22 protein-coding genes are annotated in these 20,181 nt (G+C 72.9%); 13 read left to right on the plus strand and 9 right to left on the minus strand.

Going from position 1 to position 20,181, the window contains the following annotated elements; translation table 11 throughout:
* Window positions 1-65 precede the first annotated feature (65 nt).
* The 10 genes from HS99_RS48575 to HS99_RS30510 all read left to right on the plus strand — a co-directional run bounded on the left by HS99_RS48575 (window position 66) and on the right by HS99_RS30510 (window position 8,709).
* On the plus strand, window positions 66-143 hold the full coding sequence (locus HS99_RS48575) for a putative leader peptide (RefSeq protein WP_101948289.1): 78 nt from the start codon (window positions 66-68) through the stop codon (window positions 141-143).
* Window positions 144-329: 186 nt separating this feature from the next.
* Window positions 330-902 carry a cysteine dioxygenase gene (locus tag HS99_RS30470; RefSeq protein ID WP_078938587.1) on the plus strand — a complete coding sequence of 191 codons (573 nt, stop codon included), beginning with the start codon at window positions 330-332 and terminating at the stop codon, window positions 900-902.
* Window positions 896-1,273 (plus strand): rhodanese-like domain-containing protein, encoded by a 378-nt coding sequence (locus HS99_RS30475; RefSeq protein ID WP_030280305.1) that lies wholly within the window; start codon window positions 896-898, stop codon window positions 1,271-1,273. Before HS99_RS30470 ends, HS99_RS30475 begins: the two co-directional genes overlap by 7 nt.
* 253 nt (window positions 1,274-1,526) lie before the next feature.
* Window positions 1,527-2,693 carry an ABC transporter ATP-binding protein gene (locus tag HS99_RS30480; protein ID WP_078938588.1) on the plus strand — a complete coding sequence of 389 codons (1,167 nt, stop codon included), beginning with the start codon at window positions 1,527-1,529 and terminating at the stop codon, window positions 2,691-2,693.
* Window positions 2,683-3,351, plus strand: coding sequence for an ABC transporter permease (locus HS99_RS30485; RefSeq protein WP_030280301.1), 669 nt, complete (start codon window positions 2,683-2,685; stop codon window positions 3,349-3,351). Before HS99_RS30480 ends, HS99_RS30485 begins: the two co-directional genes overlap by 11 nt.
* Complete coding sequence (locus HS99_RS30490) at window positions 3,348-4,025, plus strand: ABC transporter permease (protein WP_030280299.1); 678 nt, start codon at window positions 3,348-3,350, stop codon at window positions 4,023-4,025. The genes HS99_RS30485 and HS99_RS30490 overlap by 4 nt, the downstream gene beginning before the upstream one ends.
* A gap of 51 nt (window positions 4,026-4,076) precedes the next feature.
* Entirely contained in the window at window positions 4,077-5,021 is a 945-nt protein-coding gene (locus HS99_RS30495; RefSeq protein WP_030280297.1) for an ABC transporter substrate-binding protein, read from the plus strand.
* Between the two features lie 192 nt (window positions 5,022-5,213).
* Window positions 5,214-5,780, plus strand: coding sequence for a hypothetical protein (locus HS99_RS41780; RefSeq protein WP_079151546.1), 567 nt, complete (start codon window positions 5,214-5,216; stop codon window positions 5,778-5,780).
* Window positions 5,781-5,989: 209 nt separating this feature from the next.
* Complete coding sequence (locus HS99_RS30505; RefSeq protein ID WP_030551698.1) at window positions 5,990-6,544, plus strand: hypothetical protein; 555 nt, start codon at window positions 5,990-5,992, stop codon at window positions 6,542-6,544.
* Between the two features lie 422 nt (window positions 6,545-6,966).
* Window positions 6,967-8,709, plus strand: coding sequence for a glycosyl hydrolase family 18 protein (locus HS99_RS30510; protein WP_043388028.1), 1,743 nt, complete (start codon window positions 6,967-6,969; stop codon window positions 8,707-8,709).
* Between the two features lie 147 nt (window positions 8,710-8,856).
* Here the strand turns inward: HS99_RS30510 and HS99_RS30515 are convergent, their stop codons facing one another.
* From HS99_RS30515 to HS99_RS30540, 6 genes are all read right to left on the minus strand, one after another.
* The gene (locus HS99_RS30515) at window positions 8,857-10,197 is read right to left on the minus strand and encodes a multidrug effflux MFS transporter (protein ID WP_030551702.1); all 1,341 of its coding nucleotides are present in this window, start codon (window positions 10,195-10,197) and stop codon (window positions 8,857-8,859) included.
* Between the two features lie 222 nt (window positions 10,198-10,419).
* Window positions 10,420-10,902, minus strand: coding sequence for a hypothetical protein (locus HS99_RS30520; RefSeq protein WP_046385746.1), 483 nt, complete (start codon window positions 10,900-10,902; stop codon window positions 10,420-10,422).
* A 410-nt stretch (window positions 10,903-11,312) separates the two neighbouring features.
* A complete protein-coding gene (locus HS99_RS30525) occupies window positions 11,313-12,191 on the minus strand; it encodes an alkaline phosphatase family protein (protein ID WP_043388026.1) in 879 nt (292 codons plus the stop codon).
* Between the two features lie 163 nt (window positions 12,192-12,354).
* Window positions 12,355-13,149, minus strand: coding sequence for an ATP-grasp domain-containing protein (locus HS99_RS30530; RefSeq protein WP_223885923.1), 795 nt, complete (start codon window positions 13,147-13,149; stop codon window positions 12,355-12,357).
* 5 nt (window positions 13,150-13,154) lie between these two features.
* Window positions 13,155-13,532, minus strand: coding sequence for a hypothetical protein (locus HS99_RS30535; RefSeq protein ID WP_030551706.1), 378 nt, complete (start codon window positions 13,530-13,532; stop codon window positions 13,155-13,157).
* Between the two features lie 120 nt (window positions 13,533-13,652).
* A complete protein-coding gene (locus tag HS99_RS30540) occupies window positions 13,653-14,849 on the minus strand; it encodes an acyl-CoA dehydrogenase family protein (protein WP_030551708.1) in 1,197 nt (398 codons plus the stop codon).
* Between the two features lie 89 nt (window positions 14,850-14,938).
* Here HS99_RS30540 and HS99_RS30545 point away from each other — a divergent pair, with 89 nt between their 5' ends.
* A complete protein-coding gene (locus HS99_RS30545; RefSeq protein WP_030551710.1) occupies window positions 14,939-15,478 on the plus strand; it encodes a GNAT family N-acetyltransferase in 540 nt (179 codons plus the stop codon).
* Between the two features lie 72 nt (window positions 15,479-15,550).
* A complete protein-coding gene (locus tag HS99_RS30550) occupies window positions 15,551-15,865 on the plus strand; it encodes a hypothetical protein (RefSeq protein WP_051746656.1) in 315 nt (104 codons plus the stop codon).
* A gap of 108 nt (window positions 15,866-15,973) precedes the next feature.
* Here the strand turns inward: HS99_RS30550 and HS99_RS30555 are convergent, their stop codons facing one another.
* A complete protein-coding gene (locus tag HS99_RS30555) occupies window positions 15,974-16,282 on the minus strand; it encodes an AzlD domain-containing protein (protein WP_370863320.1) in 309 nt (102 codons plus the stop codon).
* Window positions 16,282-17,043 (minus strand): AzlC family ABC transporter permease, encoded by a 762-nt coding sequence (locus HS99_RS30560; RefSeq protein ID WP_037828589.1) that lies wholly within the window; start codon window positions 17,041-17,043, stop codon window positions 16,282-16,284. The genes HS99_RS30555 and HS99_RS30560 overlap by 1 nt, the downstream gene beginning before the upstream one ends.
* Before the next feature lie 173 nt (window positions 17,044-17,216).
* Here HS99_RS30560 and HS99_RS30565 point away from each other — a divergent pair, with 173 nt between their 5' ends.
* The gene (locus tag HS99_RS30565; RefSeq protein ID WP_078656555.1) at window positions 17,217-17,807 is read left to right on the plus strand and encodes a helix-turn-helix domain-containing protein; all 591 of its coding nucleotides are present in this window, start codon (window positions 17,217-17,219) and stop codon (window positions 17,805-17,807) included.
* Between the two features lie 180 nt (window positions 17,808-17,987).
* Here the strand turns inward: HS99_RS30565 and HS99_RS30570 are convergent, their stop codons facing one another.
* Complete coding sequence (locus tag HS99_RS30570) at window positions 17,988-19,913, minus strand: cholesterol oxidase substrate-binding domain-containing protein (RefSeq protein ID WP_078938907.1); 1,926 nt, start codon at window positions 19,911-19,913, stop codon at window positions 17,988-17,990.
* Window positions 19,914-20,181: the final 268 nt, after the last annotated feature.

The raw sequence follows: 20,181 nt of genomic DNA on the forward strand, positions 1-20,181 counted from the left end.
ACAGGGCGCAACAGGCGGGCGCCCCGGCTTGACTTCGTCCGACCGGCTCGGAAAGGATCCGGTGCATGGACTCCGGCACCACTCTGGTTTGCCGCCTGCACGTCGATCTGCGACGCCAGGCGAGTTCCATCTGTGCCTGTTGACCTTGCTCCGCACCGCCGGCACCCCCCTGTGACCTCTGCCAGGGCCCGTACCGCGCACCCGCACTCGCAGTTCTGAACCCCGCCCGCCCGGCGGCACCCGTACGTGCCGCGACCGGTCGCTCCGCAGCCACGCCACCGGCCCGGGCGCACCCCTGCCGACGTTCCCGCCGCACCCGAGGACGCCCCATGAGCCCGGACCTCGTCTCCGAGACCCCACCGCACAGCCTCCACGCCCCGAACGCCCTGAACGCCCCCCTCAGCCCGCTCAGCCCGCTCAGCCCGCTCACTCCGGACGCCCCACACGCCCCGCTCAGTCCGAACGCCCTGCGGACCGTCGTCCGCGAGCTGGCCGAGCAGCCCGAGCAGTGGATCCACCTGGTCCGGCTCTCCACCGATGAGCGCTGGTACCAGCGGCTGGTGGCCGAGGACGACCACGAGGTCTGGCTGATCAGCTGGCTGCCTGGCCAGTCGACCGGCTTCCACGACCACGGCGGCTCGCGCGGCGCGTTCGCCGTCGCCCTCGGCGAGTTGGAGGAGCTGTCCCTCGGCGGGCCCGACCAGGGCCTGCTGATCCGCCGGGTCCCGGCCGGAACCGCCCGCGCCTTCGGACCGGAGTACGTGCACGACGTGCGCAACACCGCCTCCGGCCCGGCCGTGACCCTGCACGCCTACTCGCCCCCGCTCAGCTCGATGGCGCACTACGACCTGCGGGCCGGCGGGCTCGTCCGCACCTCGGAGGAAGGACCGGAACAGTGGTGACCACGATCGACGACCTGGTGGAGCGGGCCCGTGAGGGCGTCCACCGCCCGCGCGCCCGGGAGGCGTACCAGGCCCAGCTGGACGGCGCGCTGCTGGTGGACATCCGTCCGGCGGCGCAGCGGGCGGCCGAGGGCGAGATCCCCGGCTCGCTGATCATCGAGCGCAACGTCCTGGAGTGGCGGCTCGACCCGACGGGCAGTCACCGCATTCCCGAGGCCTCGGGCTACGACATCGAGGTGATCGTGGTCTGCTCGGAGGGCTACGCCTCCAGTCTGGCCGCGGCCTCGCTGCGCGAACTGGGCCTGCACCGGGCGACCGACCTGGACGGCGGATTCGTCGGATGGGCGGCGGCGGGACTGCCGACCCGTTAGTGCCCGCTCCGGCGGCTGAGCCGGGGTCACACCGCGTGCCGGGCCGTAAATCAGGGACAGGAGATGATGCAGGTCATAGTCTGATCAGAGTTTCCGCCGGTCCCAAGCTGGGCAGCCACGCGGGCGGAAGAACGCCCGGGCGGTGCAACCGCCGTCAACCGAACAAGCCGAACACGCGAACGCTCAGATTGAGCCGAACGACCGACAGACACAGGCGCCGCCTCCCCGGGGCGCCCTGACGAGGAAACACTCCGTGATCAGATTCGAGGGCGTCGGCAAGCGCCACCCCGACGGCACCGTCGCGGTCGAGGGCCTGGACCTGGAGGTCCCGACCGGTCGGATAACCGTCCTGGTAGGGCCGTCCGGCTGCGGCAAGACCACCCTGCTGCGCATGGTCAACCGGATGGTCGAGCCCACCTCGGGCCGGGTGCTGCTGGACGACACCGACGTCGCCGAGCTGGAGCCCGCCAAGCTGCGCCGAGGCATCGGGTACGTGATCCAGCAGGCCGGGCTCTTCCCGCACCGCAAGGTGATCGACAACATCGCCACCGTCCCGTACCTGCTCGGCTGGGACCGCAAGAAGGCCCGTGCCCGGGCCGCCGAACTGCTCGAACTGGTCGGGCTCGCGCCCGAAACCGCCAAGCGCTACCCGTTCCAACTGTCCGGCGGCCAGCAGCAGCGGGTCGGCGTGGCCAGGGCGCTGGCCGCCGACCCGCCGGTGCTGCTGATGGACGAACCCTTCAGCGCCGTCGACCCGGTGGTGCGGGCCGGGCTCCAGGAGGAGCTGCTGCGGCTGCAGTCCGAGCTGCACAAGACGGTGTTGTTCGTCACCCACGACATCGAGGAGGCCGTCCGGCTCGGCGACCAGGTCGTGGTGCTGCGCGAGCACGGCCGGATCGCCCAGCTGGCCGACCCGCACACCCTGCTGACCTCCCCCGCCGACGACGGTGTGGCCGCCTTCCTCGGCCGCGACCGGGGCCTGCGCGGCCTCGGCCTGCGGCCCGCGAAGGCGGTCGAGCTGCGCCCGGTCGACGACGGACTCCGCTACGGCGGCTGGGAGTTGGCCCTGGACGACGAACGCCGTCCGATCGGCTGGATCGACCGCAGCGCCGGCACCGCCGAACTGCAGCCGTCGGCCGGCTACCGCCCGGACTCCGACACCCTGCGCGCCGCCCTGGACGCCGCCGTACTCTCCCCCGCCGGGGTCGCGGTCGCGCTGGACGCCGACGGCCGGGCGATCGGCACGGCGAGCCGCGAGGCCGTCCTCGCCGCGCTCACGCCGGCCGGCGGCGGGCCCGTCAGCGTACGGAAGCCCGACCCGGCCGACGCGATGGGCACCCCCGCCGGAGCCGACACGGTGGGCACGGCCGACGGAGCCGACGTGGTGGGCACGGCGGACGGAGCCGACGGTGGACGATGAACCGATCGTCCGCTGGTACTGGATCGGCGACCACCTCGGCTACCTCGGCAACCTGCTCGCCGACCACGCGGTGATCGCCCTGGTCCCGGTGCTCATCGGCCTGCTGCTGGCCGTCCCGCTCGGGCTGGCCTGTGCCCGCTTCCCCCGGCTGTACCAGCCGCTGTCCGCCGTCTTCAACATCGTCTACGCGCTGCCCTCGCTGGCCGTCTTCGTGGTGCTGATCCCGTACACCGGGCTCGCCACCCAGGCGACGGTGATGTTCCCGCTCACCTTCTACGCCCTCGCCGTCCTGCTGCCGACCACGGTGGACGGGCTGCGCGCCGTCCCGGACTCCGTCCGGCAGGCCGCCACCGCGATGGGCTACGGGCCGTGGCACCGGCTGACCGCCGTCGAACTGCCCGCCGCCGTGCCGTACCTGATCGCCGGGCTGCGGGTCGCCGCGGTGTCCAGCATCTCGCTGGCCAGCGTCGGCGCGCTGGTCGGGCGCGGCGGGCTCGGCTACCTGTTCGTCGACGGCTTCCAGCGCACCTTCCCGACCCCGATCGTGGCCGGGATCACGCTGATCGCCGTCCTGGCGCTGGCGGTCGACCTGCTGCTGGTGGCCGCCCGCCGGCTGCTAGCGCCCTGGGCCGTCCGGGAACAGGGGGCGGGCTCGTGAACTGGCTGAACTGGCTGAGCGACTTCTTCTCCGACCCGGACCACCGCAGCGGTCCGGACTCGATCCTGCACCGGGTCTCCGAACACCTGACGCTCTCCGGCGAGGCCCTGCTCTACGCGGCGCTGCTCGCCGTCCCGCTCGGGCTGCTGATCGGCTACACCGGGCGCGGCGTCAACGTGGTCACCGCGCTCGCCGGGGCCGCCCGTGCGCTGCCGACCCTCGGCCTGGTGACGCTCGCGGTGCTGCTCGCCGGGGTCGGCGACACCGCCGTGCTGTTCCCACTGGTCGCGCTGGCGGCGCCGCCGCTGCTGGTGGCGGCCGTCGAGGGGGTGCGCGGAACCGACCCGGACGTCCGGGACGCGGCGCGCGGGATCGGGCTGACCCATTCCCAGGTGCTCCTCCAGGTCTGCCTGCCCTCCGCCGCGCCGACCCTGCTGGCCGGCTTCCGCACCGCGACCGTCCAGGTGATCGCCACCGCCACGGTGGCCGCCTACGTCGGGCTGGGCGGCCTGGGCCGCTACGTCATCGACGGGCTGGCCACCCGGCAGTACGCGGTGACCGTGGGCGGTGCGCTGCTGGTGGTGCTGCTCGCGGTCGGTGCCCAGCTGTTCTTCGCCCTGCTCGCCCGGTTCGCGCTCCCGCCCGGGGTGCGCGCCCAGCGCCGGGCCCGCTGAGGCCGTTCCTCTCCCATCCGTTCCGGAAGGACAACTGTCACCATGTCGACAATGAACAGAAGCAGGCGCGCCGTACTCCTCGGCACCCTCGCCGCGCTCGCCCTGGGCGCCACCGCCTGCGGCTCCTCCGCGAGCAGCAGCAACCCGCTCGGCGGCGGGTCGAGCGCCGCGGCCTCCGGGGCCGGTTCCACCGCCGGAGGCGGCTCCGGCGGGACGGTGGTCGTCGGCTCGGCGAACTTCCCGGAGAACGTCCTGCTGGGCTCGATCTACTCGCAGGCGCTCAAGGCCAAGGGCGTCAACGTCGAGGAGAAGTTCAACATCGGCAGCCGTGAGGTGATCTACGGGCAGCTGCAGAGCGGCAACCTGACCGTCCTGCCCGAGTACAACGGCTCGCTGCTCGCCTACCTGGACGCCAAGAACACCGCCGTCACCACTCAGGACGTGAACGCGGCGCTGGCCAAGGCGCTGCCCTCCTCGCTGGCGGTCCTCGACTCCTCCCCCGCCGAGGACAAGGACTCGCTCAGCGTCGCCCAGGAGACCGCCGACAAGTACAACCTCAAGAGCATCTCCGACCTGGCCGCCAAGGCGGGCGAGTTCACCATCGGCGGGCCTCCGGAGTTCAAGTCCCGCCGGGAGCAGCAGTTCAAGGACGTCTACGGGCTGACCTTCAAGGAGTGGAAGCCCACCGCCGACACCACCGCGAACGCGCTCAAGGACGGCAGCATCCAGGTGGGCAACGTGTTCACCACCGATCCGAAGATCGTCCAGTACAAGCTCGTCGCGCTGAGCGACCCGAAGAACGTCTTCGGCGCGCAGAACATCACCCCGCTGGTCAACAAGGCGGGCCTGGACGCCACCGCGACGGCGGCACTCAACGCGGTGTCGGCCAAGCTCGACACGGCGGGGCTGACAGGGCTGATGAAGCGCGTCTCGGTCGACAAGGAGGACCCGTCGACGGTGGCCAGGGACTGGCTGAAGGCCAACGGGCTCGCCTGACGGCCGGAGCGCCCACGGCGGACACCGGGCAGCCGGGCAGCGGGCACCGACTCGCCGGCAGCCGGGCGGGCAGCAGACGGCGGTGCGCGGAGAGGAGTCCTCCGCGCACCGCCGTTCGCCGCGTTCGGGGCCGCGTCACGCCCGCCGCAGGGGACCTTCCCTTCCACGCCGCGAACATGACAGTGTGGCGCCATGCGCACTCGTCTCCTCGCCGCCTCCCTCACGGCACTCGCCGCGGTGAGCCTCGCTGCCTGCTCCAGTTCCGGTTCCGGCTCTGCTTCGAGCTCCGCTTCGAACTCGAACAAGGTCACCGCCGCGGCCGGCTCCCCCACCGACGCCGCCGCCACCGCGTCCGGCGGCGCCACACCCGGCTCGACCACTCCGGCGACCACCGCGCCCGGCACGTCCGCGCCGGCCGACCCCTCGACGCCCGGCACGGACGGGTCAGGCCCGGCCAAGCCCGCCCCGCCCGCCGACGCCGGACTGCCCGCCAAGCCGGACGCCGGCCTGACCGGCAAGGTCGTCGCCGCCCTGAACGCGGTCGACCCGGCGATCGTCGGCGGCAAGCCCGACCAGGTGGTGGAACAGGCTCGCAAGCAGTGCCAGGCGATGTACCAGTTCCCCAAGGACTCGGCGAAACTGGTCCAACTCGCCGAGCAGCACTTCACCTCGCCCGACCACCCCCAGGGCTTCGGTCCGGACACCGCCGCGAAGATCAACGACGCTCTGCGCGCCACCCTCTGCCCACCGCAGCGCTGACGCCCTCCGCCGCATCCCCGAACCGCCCGGTGTCCTGAGCGCCGGGCAGCCGTGGCCGCGCCCCGCCCGCCGGGTGCGCGGCCATCGGCGTCCGCGGGCGACGATTCACCGAACTCCCGTACGAGAGGGACGGGAGTCGGGTAACGTCAGCGGAGGTGAGCCGGGAAGACTGGTCGGCAGTGCGCCGAACCCTGCCCCGAGGAGCCACCGTGAGCGTCGACGGGACCGCCCCGACCACCGTCGACGCCGCCCGTCCGTTGCAGCTCGGCCCGCTGGTGCGCACCGACGACCACTGGGTGATCGGCGACCACACCCGCAAGGCCCATCTCGCCCTCCTCCCCGAGGGCATGGAGCACCGCGTCGTCGGCGAGGAACCTGAGCTGGTCGCCTGGAGCCGCTTCCGGGGCATCCACCTCCAGGTCGCCTGCGACCCCGTCTCCGCCACGAGGACCTTCGCCCTCCTCACCCTGCGCCCCAGCAACCCCTGGGCGGGCGCCGAGCTGGGATCCAGACTGCGCGACCCGGAGGAGGACTGGCGCGCGAACTACACCCACCACCGCGCCCTGTACTCCTTCCGCCACATCCTGCTGCTCCGCTTCATGCTCATGCACGTCTCCTGCGAGCACCACCCCGAACTCCTCGGCGACGACACCTGGTTGACCTGGGCCGTCGGCAAGCTCGCACCGCTGCGCTGCTACCAGGAGACCACCGCCCTGCGGATGGTCGAGGAGACGCTCGGCGACCTGCGCCGCCGCCCCGCCTGAGGACCCCCGGCCGACCGCCCGCAGCATCCGCCCGCAGCACACCGCTTCGCCGCGCCCCGGCCTCCGATCACTTCCCTTCGGCGACCGGGGCCGTATGCTGACGAACAGTTAGGACCCTTGACAGACAAGTGGTCTAGTCCAAACATAAACATGTCGATCCGACCGGGATGCACTGTGGGGGTGTGACCACCGGCGGCTGAGGCACCGCCCTGCCCTGCTCCGCACCACCCCCGCTCCGTACAGCGTGCGCACGCTCGCACCGTCGCCCGCCTCCACGCGAGTCGGTGGGTTCCGCACGCCCCTCTATCCGCACCGAACGCTCCGGACCGGGGCCCGAGCGGCCGACCCCACACGGCCGCCGACACCCCGGACCGCCCAGCACCTCCCCAACGTCCTTCCTCACCAAGTCTGTTGGAGAATCCATGCGTCTTCGCAGAACCGTCCAGGCCGCGTTGACGGCCTGCGCCACGCTGGTCGCCTCGGCCGGTCTGGTCGCCGCCGGGACGGCCTCCGCCCAAGCCGCCACCCCGCTCCCCACCCGGGTCTTCGCACCCTACTTCGAGTCCTGGACCGGCCAGAGCCCCGCCACCCTGGCCGCACAGTCCGGCGCCAAGTACCTCACGATGGCCTTCCTCCAGGCCGCCACCAAGGGCTCCTGCACCCCGTACTGGAACGGCGACACCTCCAAGCCGGTCTCCTCCTCGACCTTCGGCGCCGACATCGCCACCATCCGCGCCAACGGCGGGGACGTGATCCCCTCCTTCGGCGGCTACACCGCGGACAACACCGGCACCGAACTGGCCGACAGCTGCACCGACGTCAGCCAGATCGCGGCCGCCTACGAGAACCTGATCACCACCTACGACATCAGCCGCATCGACCTCGACATCGAGGACAACTCGCTGACCAACACGGCCGGCATCGACCGCCGCAACAAGGCGATCAAGACCGTCCAGGACTGGGCCGCCGCCAGCGGGCGCACCGTCCAGTTCTCCTACACGCTGCCGACCACCACCAGTGGGCTGGCCGACAGCGGCCTCGCGGTGCTGCGCAACGCGGTCAGCAACAACGCGCGGATCGACGTCGTCAACATGATGACCTTCGACTACTACGACAACGCCACCCACGACATGGCGGCCGACACCCAGACCTCGGCGCAGGGCCTGTACAACCAGCTGGCCAGGCTCTACCCGTCGAAGACCCCCGCGCAGCTGTGGGGTTCGATCGGCATCACCGAGATGGTCGGCATCGACGACTTCGGCGCGGCCGAGACCTTCACGGTGGCCAACGCCACCACCGTGTACAACTGGGCGGTTTCGAAGGGCATCAACACGCTGTCCTTCTGGGCGCTCCAGCGTGACAACGGCAACTGTGCGGGCAAGGGCGGGGACGACTCCTGCTCCGGCATCAACCAGAACACCTGGGACTTCACCCACAGCTTCGCGCCGTTCACCAGCGGCTCGACGGTGACCAACGACTTCTCGGTCGCGGTGAACCCGAACTCGGCAACGGTGAAGGCCGGTTCGTCGACCTCGGCCGCCATCGCGACGGCGGTCACGGCGGGCTCGGCGCAGAGCGTCAGCCTCTCGGTCAGCGGCGCTCCGGCCGGGGTCACCGCCACCGTCACCCCGGGCAGCGTCACCGCGGGCAACGGCGCGATCCTGAACATCGCCACCACCTCGGCCGCCGCGGCGGGCACCTACCCGCTGACGGTGACCGCCACCGCACCCTCCGGCACCCACACCGCGACCTACTCGCTGACCGTCACCGGCACCACCCCGTCGACCGGCCTGGTCAACGGCGGCCTGGAGACCGGCAGCCTGGCCCCGTGGACCTGCCAGAGCGGCGGCAACGTGGTGACCACCCCGGTCCACTCCGGCTCGTACGCGCTGCAGGCCGCGGCCTCCGCGAGCCAGACCGGCGAGTGCACCCAGACGGTGACACTGAAGCCCAACACCAGCTACACCCTGAGCGGTTGGGTTCAGGGCAACTACGCCTATCTGGGCGTCGGCGGCGGCGCCACCGCCAGCACCTGGACCAACTCCTCGAACTGGACCCAGCTGTCCGTCCCCTTCACCACCGGCTCCTCCGGCACCGTCACCGTGTACCTGCACGGCTGGTACGGGCAGGGCAGCGTCTACGGGGACGACTTCTCGATCGCCTGAGGACGGTGACGGCCGAGGGCCGACGAATCACAGCTGTCAGCTGTCAGCTGACAGCTGACAGCTGACAGGTAACAGATGACGGATAACAGCTGACAGATTTCATCATCTGACGGCTGTTATCCGTTCGTCGTCAGGCGGCCGTCACCCTCACCCCGCCGCCTCCCGAAGCCGCCCCGGCCGGCACAGAGTCACGTACGCCGTCAGTGCCAGCATCCCGCAGCCAAGGACCACCACCGCCAGCAGCACCGCTGACGGCCGACCGCCGAGGCTGCTCAGCGGCGCCACCACCGCGCCGCACAGGAAGTTGCCCGTCCCCAGCAGCGCCGAGGCCGTCCCGGCCGTCTGCGGCTCGACCAGGCTCAGCGCCTGCGCCGCCGTGTTCGGCAGCACCACCCCGAGACTGCCCATCAGCACGAACAGCGGCGGGCAGAACCCGGCCAGCCCGAAGTCCCACACCGCCGTCAGCAGCACCAGCGCCACCCCGGCCGCAACCGCTGCCCCGAGCCCGGCGAGCATCAGCGACCGTGCCGCGAAGCGCGGTGCCAGCACCCTCCCGTTCAGCTGGGTCATCACCACGATGGACACCGAGTTCAGCCCGAACAGCAGGCTGTAGGTCTGCGGCGAGACCTGGTACACGTGCTGCAACACCGTCGACGACCCGCTGATGTAGCCGAACAGCGCGCCGAAGGCCAGCGAGCTGGTCAACGCCAGCCCGAGGAAAGGCAGGTGCCGCAGCAGCCGCCCGATCGTACGCAGCGCCGCGCCCACCCCGCCACCGTTCCGGGCCCGCGGTGGCAGCGTCTCGCGCAGGGCTCCGAACGCGGCCAGGGTGAGTAGCAGTCCGAGCGCGGTGAGCGCCCCGAAGGTGCCGCGCCAGGAGGTGAACCGCAGCAACTGCGCCCCGATGATCGGGGCGAGGATCGGAGCCAGCCCGGATATCAGCGCGATCGAGGCGAGGAAGCGCAGCATCGCGACGCCCTGGAAGCGGTCCCGGGCGACGGCTCGTCCGATGACCAGTCCCGCCGACCCGGCCGCGCCCTGGACGAACCGGGCGGCGGTCAGCACGGGAAGGTTCGGCGCGACCACGCACACCACGCTGGACAGGGTGTAGACGGCCAGTCCGACGAGCAGCGGCGGTCGGCGTCCGAAGCGGTCGCTGAGCGGTCCGAAGAGCAGTTGGCCGGCGGCGACACCGAACATCGAGAACGTCAGGGTGAGCTGCACGGCGGCCGGTTCGGCGACCAGGTCGTCGGCGATCGCGGGCAGGCCGGGGAGGTAGAGGTCGGTGGTGAGCGGGCCGAGCGCGGCGAGGCCGCCGAGGACGGCGATCGTGGCCCGGCCGGAACCGGCCAGGGGGGCGGCGCCGGCCGAGGCGGCGGTCGAGGAGGTCTCGGCGGCAGCGGTCTGAGCCGAAGCTGTCTGGGGGGAAGCGTTTTGGGGTGAAGCGGTCGACGTGTCGTCGGTAGGGCCGACGGTCGGGCCGGGCATGGGTCTCCTCACGGACGCGGTGACGTGGTGTTCGTTCGTGATCCGTCCTATCGCAGCCCGGTGGGCGCCGACTACGGCGGGGGCACAGCGGGACGGATCCGCCCACCGGCCGATCCACAGCACGCGTACGACGACGGCCCGCCCGCACCTTCCGGTGCCCGGCGGGCCGTTCGTTCCCTGGTCAGGACGGCTGATCCGCGGTCAGCGCCCGAATCAGCACCCTCAGTGCTTGGCGACGTGCTCGGCCCGCAGGGCCGCCTGCAGCGTCGCGCCGTCCTGCCACGCGTAGAGCTGGTTGCCGGTGAGCGTCACATTGTAGTGCCCGCAGGTGCCGACGGCCTTGGCCGCGACGCCCTCCGGGAACCAGCCCGCCTTGAGCGAGACCGGCAGCGGGTGCGGGCCCCGGCCCGACACCCCGGTGCTGCAGCCGGCGGGCAGCCGGCCCTCGGGGAGCGTCGCCCGCAGCAGCCGGTCGTCGCCCGTGGTGGACATCAGGTACTTCACCGAGGAGGCGTTGTCGGGCAGCCAGGCCGGCACCGAGCGGCGCTCGGCCTTGGCCTGCGAGCCGCTGTCGTACGAGGCCTGTTCCTGGTGGCGCCCGTCGTACCACTCGGACACCCGCGGGCCGATTGCCACGGCTGCCACGGCGACGGCCATGCCGGTGCCCGCGACTCCCAGCGCGACCTTGCTCACGATGCCCTTCATGCCTGACTGCCCTCTCCGTGTACGTTGCCGATGCGACCGTTACCGGTGCGTCCGCTACCGGTGCGTCCGCGGGCCTCCCGCGACCCGGCTGGCGGAGCGCTCCGCCGGCCGGGTGTAACCATCGTGGCCCGGTCCGCCCTGCCGGAGCGTCACCACGAGGTCGCGATCTTGCATCCAACCCACGGGGTACGGTCTCCACCTTCAGGCGTATGTCCGCGGCCCCGGTCCCCGGGGTAGGTACCGTCACGGCGCCCGCGGCGACACGCCCCGTCCCGAGTCCGCTCCGGGCCCCGATCGAGCCTGACTCAACCGGCGCTCCGCCGCAGCCCGGCCTGCTGCACCCGGAGCAGCGGCGGGACGGGAGGGGTGGTACGGGAGGAACGACACGGAGAGCGGAAACAGAGCGCGTGTCAGACGGCCGCGGGCACCGGACGGGCGACCGGGAAGGGGCGGCCGTCGAGGGTCCAGTGCGGGTCGATCGGGCGCAGCAGCGAGGCGTACACCTGGGCGGCGACGTCGGGGTGGCGGATGTCGCCGGTGGGCGGGCTGGCCGGGATGTCGTGTCCGGCGCAGGCGACCCAGGCGGTCCGCTCCTCGACCGTACGGCCGCCGTGGCCGCCGGCGTCGACGTGGCCGTGGTCGGTGACCACGATGACGGTCCACTGCTCCTCGGCGTGGGTCGCCCGGCCGCGGACGGCGTCGAGCAGGCGGCCGAGGCGCTCGTCGGCGGTGCGCATCGCGGCGCGGTACTCCTCGCCGCAGCCGAGGAAGTGGGCGGTCTCGTCCACGGCGCCGAGGTAGACGAAGGAGGCCTCGGGGTCGGCGGTGCCGAGGACGTGGACGGCCTCCCGGGTGACCTCCTCGTCGACGGTCTCCCAGGCCTCGGGGGTGTCCTCGGCCGGGGCTATGTACGAGAGCCGTCCGGGGGCACGGAAGAGCGGGCCGCCGGACTCGTTGATCATCAGCGGGTCCCAGCCGGCCGCGACGAAGGTGCGGCGGCGGTCGCCGCGGTTGAGGCGGGTGGCGAAGTCGGGGAAGACGTCCAGCCGGTTGCCGCCCAGGTGGTTGCCCCAGACGCCGTGCTTGGCGGGCTCGACGCCGGTCACGATGGTGGCCCAGCAGGGCCCGGACATGGTGGGCGTGGTTTCCGCGACGGTGACCGGCACCAGGAACCCGGCCTCGGCGACCTCCCGGAGGCGCGGCATCGGCACCTGCGCCAGGAAGTCGTGGCGGACTCCGTCGATCCCGACGACGAGCACGCGGGGGCGGGGCCACTGGGCTGCGGACATGGTGGGGCTTCCTTTCGGTCGTGCACACCCGGCCGCGCCCGCCGAGGGCGCTGCCGACCGCGCCATGCTTCACGGCCCGCCGTACCGTTCGGCGTCCGGCCGTCGAACGGCGGGTGTCCGTGAGGTGTCGGGCGGCCGACCGGTCGCGGGCACCCGCCCGTCGTCAGCCGATCGTACGGAGCGTACGGACGAAACGGCGGTCCGGCCCGGCGAGTTGGGCGCTCGGCCCGGCTGCGCGCAGCACGATGTCCAGGACCCGGTCCGGGTCGGCGGCGTAGCAGTGGGCGAACCAGGGCAGGTTGGCCTCGACCACGGCCCAGTGCTCGGCCGGGTCGTACGGGTCGGCGATCGGGCCGACGTCCAGGGCGACGGCGCTGGGCAGGGTGTCCCCGACGGCGTCGAGCAGGCGGCGGGCGAAGGCGGTGGCGGCTGCCGTCAGCGGCGCCGGGTCGAGCCGGCCGAAGCGCGCGTAGCGGCTGCCGGTGAGCACTTCGCCGTCGAGCAGGAACAGCCGGTACTCGGCGGCGAAGGTCACCGGCTCGCTGACCAGGACGGGGGTGTCCGGGCCGATCCGCTCGCCGGTGCGGGGCAGCCGGGAGCCGTCCGGGTAGACCGCGGGCGGGACCGACTTGTCGGCGGGCGGTTTGACGAAGGCCGGGTGGCGCAGCGTCCAGGCCTCGGCGAGGGTGGTGAGTTCGATCCGGCGGCGGGTGAACTCCTCCGGCAGCCGGGCGAGCCAGTCGTCCTCGGGTTCGAGCAGGGCGAGGCCGAGCGGCGCGGCGATCCGGGCGGCGGCGAGCGGCCCGCCGTACCAGTGGACGGGCCGCCCGGTGAGTTCCTCGACCGTGCCCGGGCCGGTCAGCACGGCGGTGGCCAGCCCGCGCCGGGTGGCGGCCGCGGTGAGCAGGCCGGTGGTGCTGGTCGCCTGGGCGGAGGTGAGCAGGACGGGCTCGTGCACCGCGTTCACCGCTCCGGCCGGAACGCGTGGACGACCTCGATGCGGCCCACGATGTGTCGGTTGAACTCGGCCAGCTCGTCGGCGGGCACGCAGAGTTCGAGGATCGTCCGGCCACCCGCCCGCTGCACGGGGTAGCGGGCGACGAACTCCGTCTCCACTTCGAAACGGGTGACGTAGCCGACGCCGGAGGCGGGCACGTTCCAGTCGCGGGCGATCCGGATCGCGTAGTCCTCGTTGAGGACGGGGTAGAAGATCGGCTGCTCGGGCAGCCGGGGCGGCCAGGCGCGCCAGCCGGCCGCCTCGACCAGGGCCAGCTCCTCCGGGCCGGTGGGGCGCCAGAGGGTGGTGGTCGGGGGCGGCGGCTGGACGGACTGGCTGGTCATGGCAGGGACGGTAGCCGGGCCGCGACGGGCCCGGCCACCGGATTTCGCCGATCCGGTCCCGGCCGGCTCTCGGCCCGCTCTCGGCTCGGTGTCACCGTGCCGAGGGGGCCGGGCGGGCCGTCAGCGGTAGGCCGCCTCGCCGGTGATGGCCTCGCCGAGGACGAGGGTGTGGATCTCGCTGGTGCCCTCGTAGGTGAGCACCGACTCCAGGTTGTTGGCGTGCCGCAGCACCGGGTACTCGGTGGTGATGCCGTTGGCCCCGAGGACGGTCCGGGCGCTGCGGGCGATCTCCAGCGCGGCGCGGACGTTGTTGAGCTTGCCGAAGCTGATGTGCGGTGCGCGGGCCTCGCCCTGCTCCTTGAGCCGGCCGATCCGCAGCGCCACCAGGTAGGCCTTCTCGACCTCCAGCATCATCTCGACCAGCTTCTGCTGGGTGAGCTGGAAGCCGGCGATCGGGCGGTCGAACTGGATCCGGGTCCTGGCGTAGTCGAGGGCGGCGGTGTAGCAGTCGCGGGCCGCACCGACGGTGCCCCAGAGGATGCCGTAGCGCGCCTCGTTGAGCGAGGAGAGCGGGCCCCGCAGGCCGGTGACGCCGGGCAGTACGGCGTCGGCGGGGAGCACCACCTCGTCGAAGGCCAGCTCGCTGGTGACGGAGGCGCGCAGGGAGAGCTTGCCGTGCACGTCGGTCGCGGTCAGGCCGCGGGTGCCGCGCTCGACCAGGAAGCCGCGCACGCCGTCCTCGGTCTGCGCCCAGACCACGGCGACGTCGGAGATGCTGCCGTTGGTGATCCACATCTTGCTGCCGGACAGCACCCAGTCACCGCCCTTGCCGCCCTTGCCGCCCTTGCGGACCGCCCGGGTGCGCATGTTCGCCGGGTCCGAGCCGAAGTCGGGCTCGGTGAGGCCGAAGCAGCCGATCAGCCGGCCGGCCGCCATGCCGGGCAGCCAACGCTGCTTCTGCTCCTCCGAGCCGAAGGCGTGGATCGAGCGCATCGCGAGCGAGCCCTGGACCGAGACGAAGCTGCGCAGCCCGGAGTCGGCCGCCTCCAGCTCCATGCAGGCCGCCCCGTACGCCACGGCGCCGGCGCCCGCGCAGCCGTAACCGTCGAGGTGCATGCCGAGCACGCCGAGGGCGCCGAGTTCGGGGGCGAGTTCGCGGGCCGGGAAGACGCCGCGCTCGAACCAGTCGCCGATGTGCGGGCGGATCCGCTCCTCGGTGAACCGGCGGACGGTGTCGCGGATCAGCCGCTCCTCGTCGGAGAGGAGGTCGCCGACCGCGAGCAGGTCGGACGGGTCGATCCGGGTCGGCTTCGACATTGAAGCTCCTTGTAGTCTCGGCGGGACACCGGCGAGTATTCCGCAACCCGCCCGGCCTGGGACCGACGGGAGCGAGTGAGGAAGGCGACATGTCCAGCACGGCCTATGTGGTCGAGGAGCTGACCGCCGAGGAGTTGGACGGTTCGGTGGCGGAGTTCGCCGGACTGCTGGCGGATACCGTCAACTGCGGCGCCTCGGTCGGGTTCCTGGCCCCGCTGGAGCCGGAGGAGTCCTCGGCGTGGTGGCGGGCCCTCGTCCCGGAGCTCGCGGCCGGACGGCTGCTGGTGTGGACGGCCCGGGCAGCGGACGACGGGCGGCTCGCCGGGACGGTGCAGCTGCGACCGGCGGCGACGGCGAACGGCCGGCACCGGGGAGAGGTGGCCAAGCTGATGGTGCACCCGGCGGACCGCGGGCACCAGCTGGCCGGGCGGCTGCTGGCGGCACTGGAGGAACGGGCGGCGGCGTCGGGGATCCGGCTGCTGGTGCTGGACACCGAGACGGGCAGCCCGGCCGAGCGGATGTACGAGGCGGCGGGCTGGAGCCGGGTCGGTACGGTGCCGGACTACGCGGCCGACCCGATGGGCACGTTGCGGCCGACCACCATCTTCTTCAAGTCGCTGGTCGGGTAGGGGTATGCGGTGGTGCCACGCGGGAGCGTGGCGCGGTGGCGGAACAACCGGAACGGAAACGGGGAGGGGAGCATGGCGCGTTGGGCCTTGGTCGTCGAGGAGACGGTGGGCGTCGGCAGGGACCGGACCTGGGGCAGCAAGGTGCTCGGCGAGGTCGAGGGCACCCGCGAGGAGGCCGTCGCGGAGCTGCGGAGGATCGTCCCCACCTACACGCCGGAGCACCCGATGAACAGTCGGCGGCAGACCCTCCTCCGGGACGGGGACACCTACCTGCTGATCTCGCAGGGCAGCATGCGGGACTACCACTGCGTGTTCAAGGTGTGGGAGATGCTGTGGGACAGCAAGCGGCCCGAGGTGCAGGCGGAGCGGCTGACCGAGGACGGGTGACAGGTCACGGCTGACGGGTCACGAGTCACGGGCGGGGGGCGGCGCGTGGCGGGCGGCCGTAACGGCTGAAGGGTGCCGGGTGACGGCAGCTGGCCGCCCGCCGTCGTCTCAACCCACTCCGCACAGTCGCAGCACCGCCGTGGCCGCCGCACCGGCGACCACCACCGCCGGGAACGGCGCCCGGCGCCAGGCGAGCACCCCGGCAACGAGTACGCCCGCCGGTCGGGCCCACCCGGCGAAGCCGTGCCCCTGGGTCAGTGCGCCGGTGGCCACCAGAGCGACCAGCAGCACCGCCGCCGCGACGGCCAGCAGGTGCCGCAGCCGGTCCGAGAGTGCGAGCCGGTGGCCCAGCAGCGGTCCGGCCGCGCGGTAGGCGTACGTCCCGGCGGCCAGCAGCAGTACGGCGTACAGCGGCATCATCGGGCCTCCTGCTTCACGGCCGAGACGGCGGCCTCCGGCCCGGCCGGATCCGTCCCGGCCGCCTTCCCCGCCTTCCCTGCGTGCGGCGTCGCCCCCGGCCGTCCGGCGAACAGCAGCCCGACCAGGGCGAACAGCACCGGCAGCCCGGCCGGGACGAACGGGGTGACCGCGACGGCCGCCGCCGCACCCGTCAGCGCCGCCGTACGCGTACCGCGGTCCCTGAGCGAGGGCAGCACCAGCGCGAGCAGCACCGCCGGGAAGGCGGCGTCCAGGCCGAGCACGTCGGTGTCGCCGATCAGCCCGCCCGCGACGCCTCCGAGCAGGACCGCGAGGTTCCAGATCACGAACAGGGCGACCCCGCAGATCCAGAACGCTGCCCGGCGCCGCCGCGGGTCGTGCTGCTGCAGGGCGAAGGCCGCGCTCTCGTCGGTGAGCAGCTGCGCTCCCAACAGCCGCCGCCACCAGGGCCCTTGGAGCACGTCGGAGACGGCGAACCCGAAGGGCAGCAGCCGGGCGTTGAGCACCAGTCCGGTGGCGACGGCCGCGAGCGCACTCCCGCCGGACAGCACCACGCCGACGGCCGCGAACTGCGAGCCGCCCGCGAACACCAGGAGGGACAGCGCCATCGGCACCCACAGCGGCAGGCCGCCGGACACGCTGATCGCGCCGAAGGAGGCGCCGACCAGCGCGTCGGCGACGCACACCAGGGCGATGTCGCGGAGGGTGGCATGTTCCAGTGTTCGAAGCAGCGAACGCATGTCCATCAGAGTGAACCCGCAGGGCAGGGTTCGTCAAGGCGAACGGAACGACCGGTAGGCCGAACGGTGAGCGGCGATCGCGACGACACCCGGATGGCCGGGCGTGGCAGCATGAACGGCACCAGCAGCGGGAAGCCGACCGAGGGAGCCTGGGGAAAGAGTGAGTGGCGAGCATGAGTGACCGGACCGCCAGGCCCGAGGGAGCCAACGGCTCCGGCGCGGAGCTGATCGGCCAGATCGCCGCGTCCATCCGGCGCGAACGCGAACGCAGCGGAGTGTCGATGACCGAGCTGGCCCGACGCGCCGGCATCGCCAAGTCGACGCTCTCGCAGCTGGAGTCGGGCGCGGGCAACCCCAGCGTCGAGACGCTCTGGGCGCTCGGGGTGGCGCTGAACGTGCCGTTCAGTCGACTGGTCGACCCGCCGCGCCCGACCGTCAAGGTGCTGCGGGCCGGGGAGGGCCCGGTGACCCACTCCGAGCAGGCCAACTACGCGGCCACCGTGCTCTCCTCCTGCCCGCCGAACGCCCGGCGCGACATCTACCGGATCGAGGCCCAGCCCGGCGAGACCCGGGCCTCCGACCCGCACATGCCCGGCACCGTCGAGCACGTGATGATCGGCTCGGGTCGGGCCCTGGTCGGTCCGACCGAGGCGCCGGTCGAACTGGGCCCGGGCGACTACATCAGCTACCCCGGCGACGCCCCGCACGTGTTCCGTGCGCTGGCGGCGGACACCCTGGCGGTGATCGTGATGGAGCACATCTGACACTGCGCCGCCGGATGGCGGGCGGCGGGGGCCGGGCGGGGGCCGGGGGCCGGGGGCCGGGGGGCGAAGCGTCAGACGTCAGGTGACAGATAACAGCGGACAGAAAACAGATGTCAGCGAACAGATGATGAAACCTGTTCGCTGACATCTGTTCGCCGCCCTCCTCCACTCCGGAGCGCGCTACTTCAACAGCCCGTCCAGGAACGGATTCCCGAACACCCGGTGCGGGTCGTAGCGGTCCAGTACGGCGACCGCCTCATCCCAGCCCGGACCGCCCCCGGCGCGCAGACTGTCGGGAATGACCCGGCCGATAAGGTCCTGGTCGGACCAGGCCGCGTCGGCGGTGTAGGCCCACCCCTTGGACCACTCGACCCGCATACCCGCCCGGGTGCCGTCGAAGGTGCGCAGCAGCCACTGCTCCAGATCCCGGGCGAAGCGCTCCAGCCCGGGCGTGCCGGGGAAGGCCAGGACGTCGAGCCAGACCGCGGTGTCCCACTCCGGCCGGTCCGCCCGCGGTCGCAGCGCGGACAGCAGCGGGGGCCGGGCGCCGGGGACCCCGGAGTAGGAGGGGTCGTCGAGGCCGGTGACCCGGATCTCCACCGCACCGTTCACCGGGAACTCGCCCCGCGCCTGGCACTCGGCGAGCAACTGCCGGTAGTAGGCGGCGAATTCGCTGACCACCCACTGCAGGTCGGCACGCTTGGTCAGGATCGCGTAGCCGTTGGCGGTGACCCGCAGCGTGGTGGGCCGCACGTACTGCAGCAGGGTGCGCGAGGGTCCCCAGAGGTCGGAGCGCAGTCCGCCGGCGAGCAGGTGGGTGATCAGGTCGCCGGAGAGCAGGTCGCGCAGCAGCCCGCCGGAGAGCAGCACGTCGGTGAGGTCACCGGTGAGCGCCACCTTGGCGACGAGGTACTGGAGTTGGCCGAACAGCGGAGCCGATCCCCAGGCGCCGGAGACGATTTGACCGGCCAGCCGGGCGACCGGCTCCGGAACGCTGTCCGAGAACGGGTAGTTGTAGGGCTGGTCGACGGCTCGGGCGGCGAGCGGCTTGGTCGGACTGACGGTCCAGGTCTTGAGCCACGGGTAGTCGGTGTAGGCGAACCAGATCGCCTCGACCCGGCCGTCGCGCTCGACGAAGTCGGCGAGGGTGCGCAGGCCGTCACCGCCGCCCAGCAGTCCCCCGAGCAGCCCGCCACCGCCTGTGGCGGTCCCGGGGCGGGCGAACAGGTCGCTCGCCGGGATGTCCAGTCGGCTGACGCAGCGCAGCGGTCGGTCGGCCCCGGCGCGCAGCACGACCTCGGTGACGAAGGCCCGGCCCAGGTGCACCAGGAAGGCGGCGCTGTCGGCCTCGGCGCGGTCGAAGGTGCGCAGCGCGTAGCGGCCGGTGGCCGGGTCGAGGACGACCGCGGTGAGCCGCACCACCTGGTTGCTGACCGAGCCGTAGCCGTGCCCGTCCGGCCGCAGTTCGCCGTGCGCCGGGGCGGCGGTGCCGTGGCCGCCGATGGCGAGCACGCCGCCGACGGTGAGGTCGCCGGGCGCCGGGCAGGCCGTCAGGCCGAGACCGCGGTCGGCCAGGTGGGCGAGCAGCGCCTCCATGCCGGCGCCGGCCTGCGCCCGGACGGTGGTGGGCGAGTCGGCGGTGATCGCGGTGAGGTAGCGGCTGGTGTCGACGATCAGGACGCGGGCGCTGTCCGGGGTCCCGTTGGCGACGGTGAGCGGCGCCCAGGTGTGCCGGTAGCCGGAGGCGCGCAGCCGCCAGCCGTTGGCGTGCGCCCAGTCGGCGAGGGCCGGCACCTCTTCGGGGGTGCGCGGCGCGCAGGTCCACAGCTGGTCGGTGCGGATCTCACCGGACCAGTTCTCGAAGACCCGCTGGTAGAGCTCGGTGCCGGCGGGCAGGCCGGGCGGCACCGGCGTGGCGGCCTCCGCGCTGTCCGGGCCGATGGTGCCGCGCAGCAGCCAGGCCGCGCCGCCGAGCGCCGCGGAGGCGCCGAGCAGTTGTCGCCTGGTCAGCGCCCGTCCGGCCTCGCGGCCGCTCGCCCGGCGGTCCGGCGCGCCGGTCGGGCTGGTCGGGCCGTTCGTACGGCTGTCGTCGCGTTCTGTGGTCATCCGGTCCGCCCCCTGCGTCGGTTCCCCGGGCCGGGCCGGGCCGCGGCACTCCGGGGCGGTCGGTGTCCACCCGACCCGGTGAGGAGCGTACGAAGTGCCGCACGACCGTTTGAAGCGATCCGGCCGGGATCTCACTCGTTCGGGTGATCATCACTCGAACGACTGAAAGCCGTCCACTCTCTACCTCTCTCCGCTTTCCCGCTGAAGCGCGGCCGGGCCGGATTCGGCGGGGTGCGGCGAGGGCGGCCTCCGCGTAGCGGGCGGTGGC

The organism is Kitasatospora aureofaciens, assembly GCF_001188955.3.
Lineage (GTDB): Bacteria > Actinomycetota > Actinomycetes > Streptomycetales > Streptomycetaceae > Kitasatospora > Kitasatospora aureofaciens.

What these genes read in the sequence shown, in the direction of transcription:
- HS99_RS30470 (WP_078938587.1), top strand. Translation starts at nt 330, where the DNA reads ATGAGCCCGGACCTCGTCTCCGAGACCCCACCGCACAGCCTCCACGCC.
- HS99_RS30515 (WP_030551702.1), bottom strand. Translation starts at nt 10,197, where the DNA reads ATGCCCGGCCCGACCGTCGGCCCTACCGACGACACGTCGACCGCTTCA.
- HS99_RS30560 (WP_037828589.1), bottom strand. Translation starts at nt 17,043, where the DNA reads ATGCGTTCGCTGCTTCGAACACTGGAACATGCCACCCTCCGCGACATC.
- HS99_RS30535 (WP_030551706.1), bottom strand. Translation starts at nt 13,532, where the DNA reads ATGACCAGCCAGTCCGTCCAGCCGCCGCCCCCGACCACCACCCTCTGG.
- HS99_RS30565 (WP_078656555.1), top strand. Translation starts at nt 17,217, where the DNA reads ATGAGTGACCGGACCGCCAGGCCCGAGGGAGCCAACGGCTCCGGCGCG.
- HS99_RS30555 (WP_370863320.1), bottom strand. Translation starts at nt 16,282, where the DNA reads ATGCCGCTGTACGCCGTACTGCTGCTGGCCGCCGGGACGTACGCCTAC.
- HS99_RS30545 (WP_030551710.1), top strand. Translation starts at nt 14,939, where the DNA reads ATGTCCAGCACGGCCTATGTGGTCGAGGAGCTGACCGCCGAGGAGTTG.
- HS99_RS30510 (WP_043388028.1), top strand. Translation starts at nt 6,967, where the DNA reads ATGCGTCTTCGCAGAACCGTCCAGGCCGCGTTGACGGCCTGCGCCACG.
- HS99_RS30540 (WP_030551708.1), bottom strand. Translation starts at nt 14,849, where the DNA reads ATGTCGAAGCCGACCCGGATCGACCCGTCCGACCTGCTCGCGGTCGGC.
- HS99_RS48575 (WP_101948289.1), top strand. Translation starts at nt 66, where the DNA reads ATGGACTCCGGCACCACTCTGGTTTGCCGCCTGCACGTCGATCTGCGA.
- HS99_RS30520 (WP_046385746.1), bottom strand. Translation starts at nt 10,902, where the DNA reads ATGAAGGGCATCGTGAGCAAGGTCGCGCTGGGAGTCGCGGGCACCGGC.
- HS99_RS41780 (WP_079151546.1), top strand. Translation starts at nt 5,214, where the DNA reads ATGCGCACTCGTCTCCTCGCCGCCTCCCTCACGGCACTCGCCGCGGTG.
- HS99_RS30525 (WP_043388026.1), bottom strand. Translation starts at nt 12,191, where the DNA reads ATGTCCGCAGCCCAGTGGCCCCGCCCCCGCGTGCTCGTCGTCGGGATC.
- HS99_RS30495 (WP_030280297.1), top strand. Translation starts at nt 4,077, where the DNA reads ATGAACAGAAGCAGGCGCGCCGTACTCCTCGGCACCCTCGCCGCGCTC.
- HS99_RS30550 (WP_051746656.1), top strand. Translation starts at nt 15,551, where the DNA reads ATGGCGCGTTGGGCCTTGGTCGTCGAGGAGACGGTGGGCGTCGGCAGG.
- HS99_RS30570 (WP_078938907.1), bottom strand. Translation starts at nt 19,913, where the DNA reads ATGACCACAGAACGCGACGACAGCCGTACGAACGGCCCGACCAGCCCG.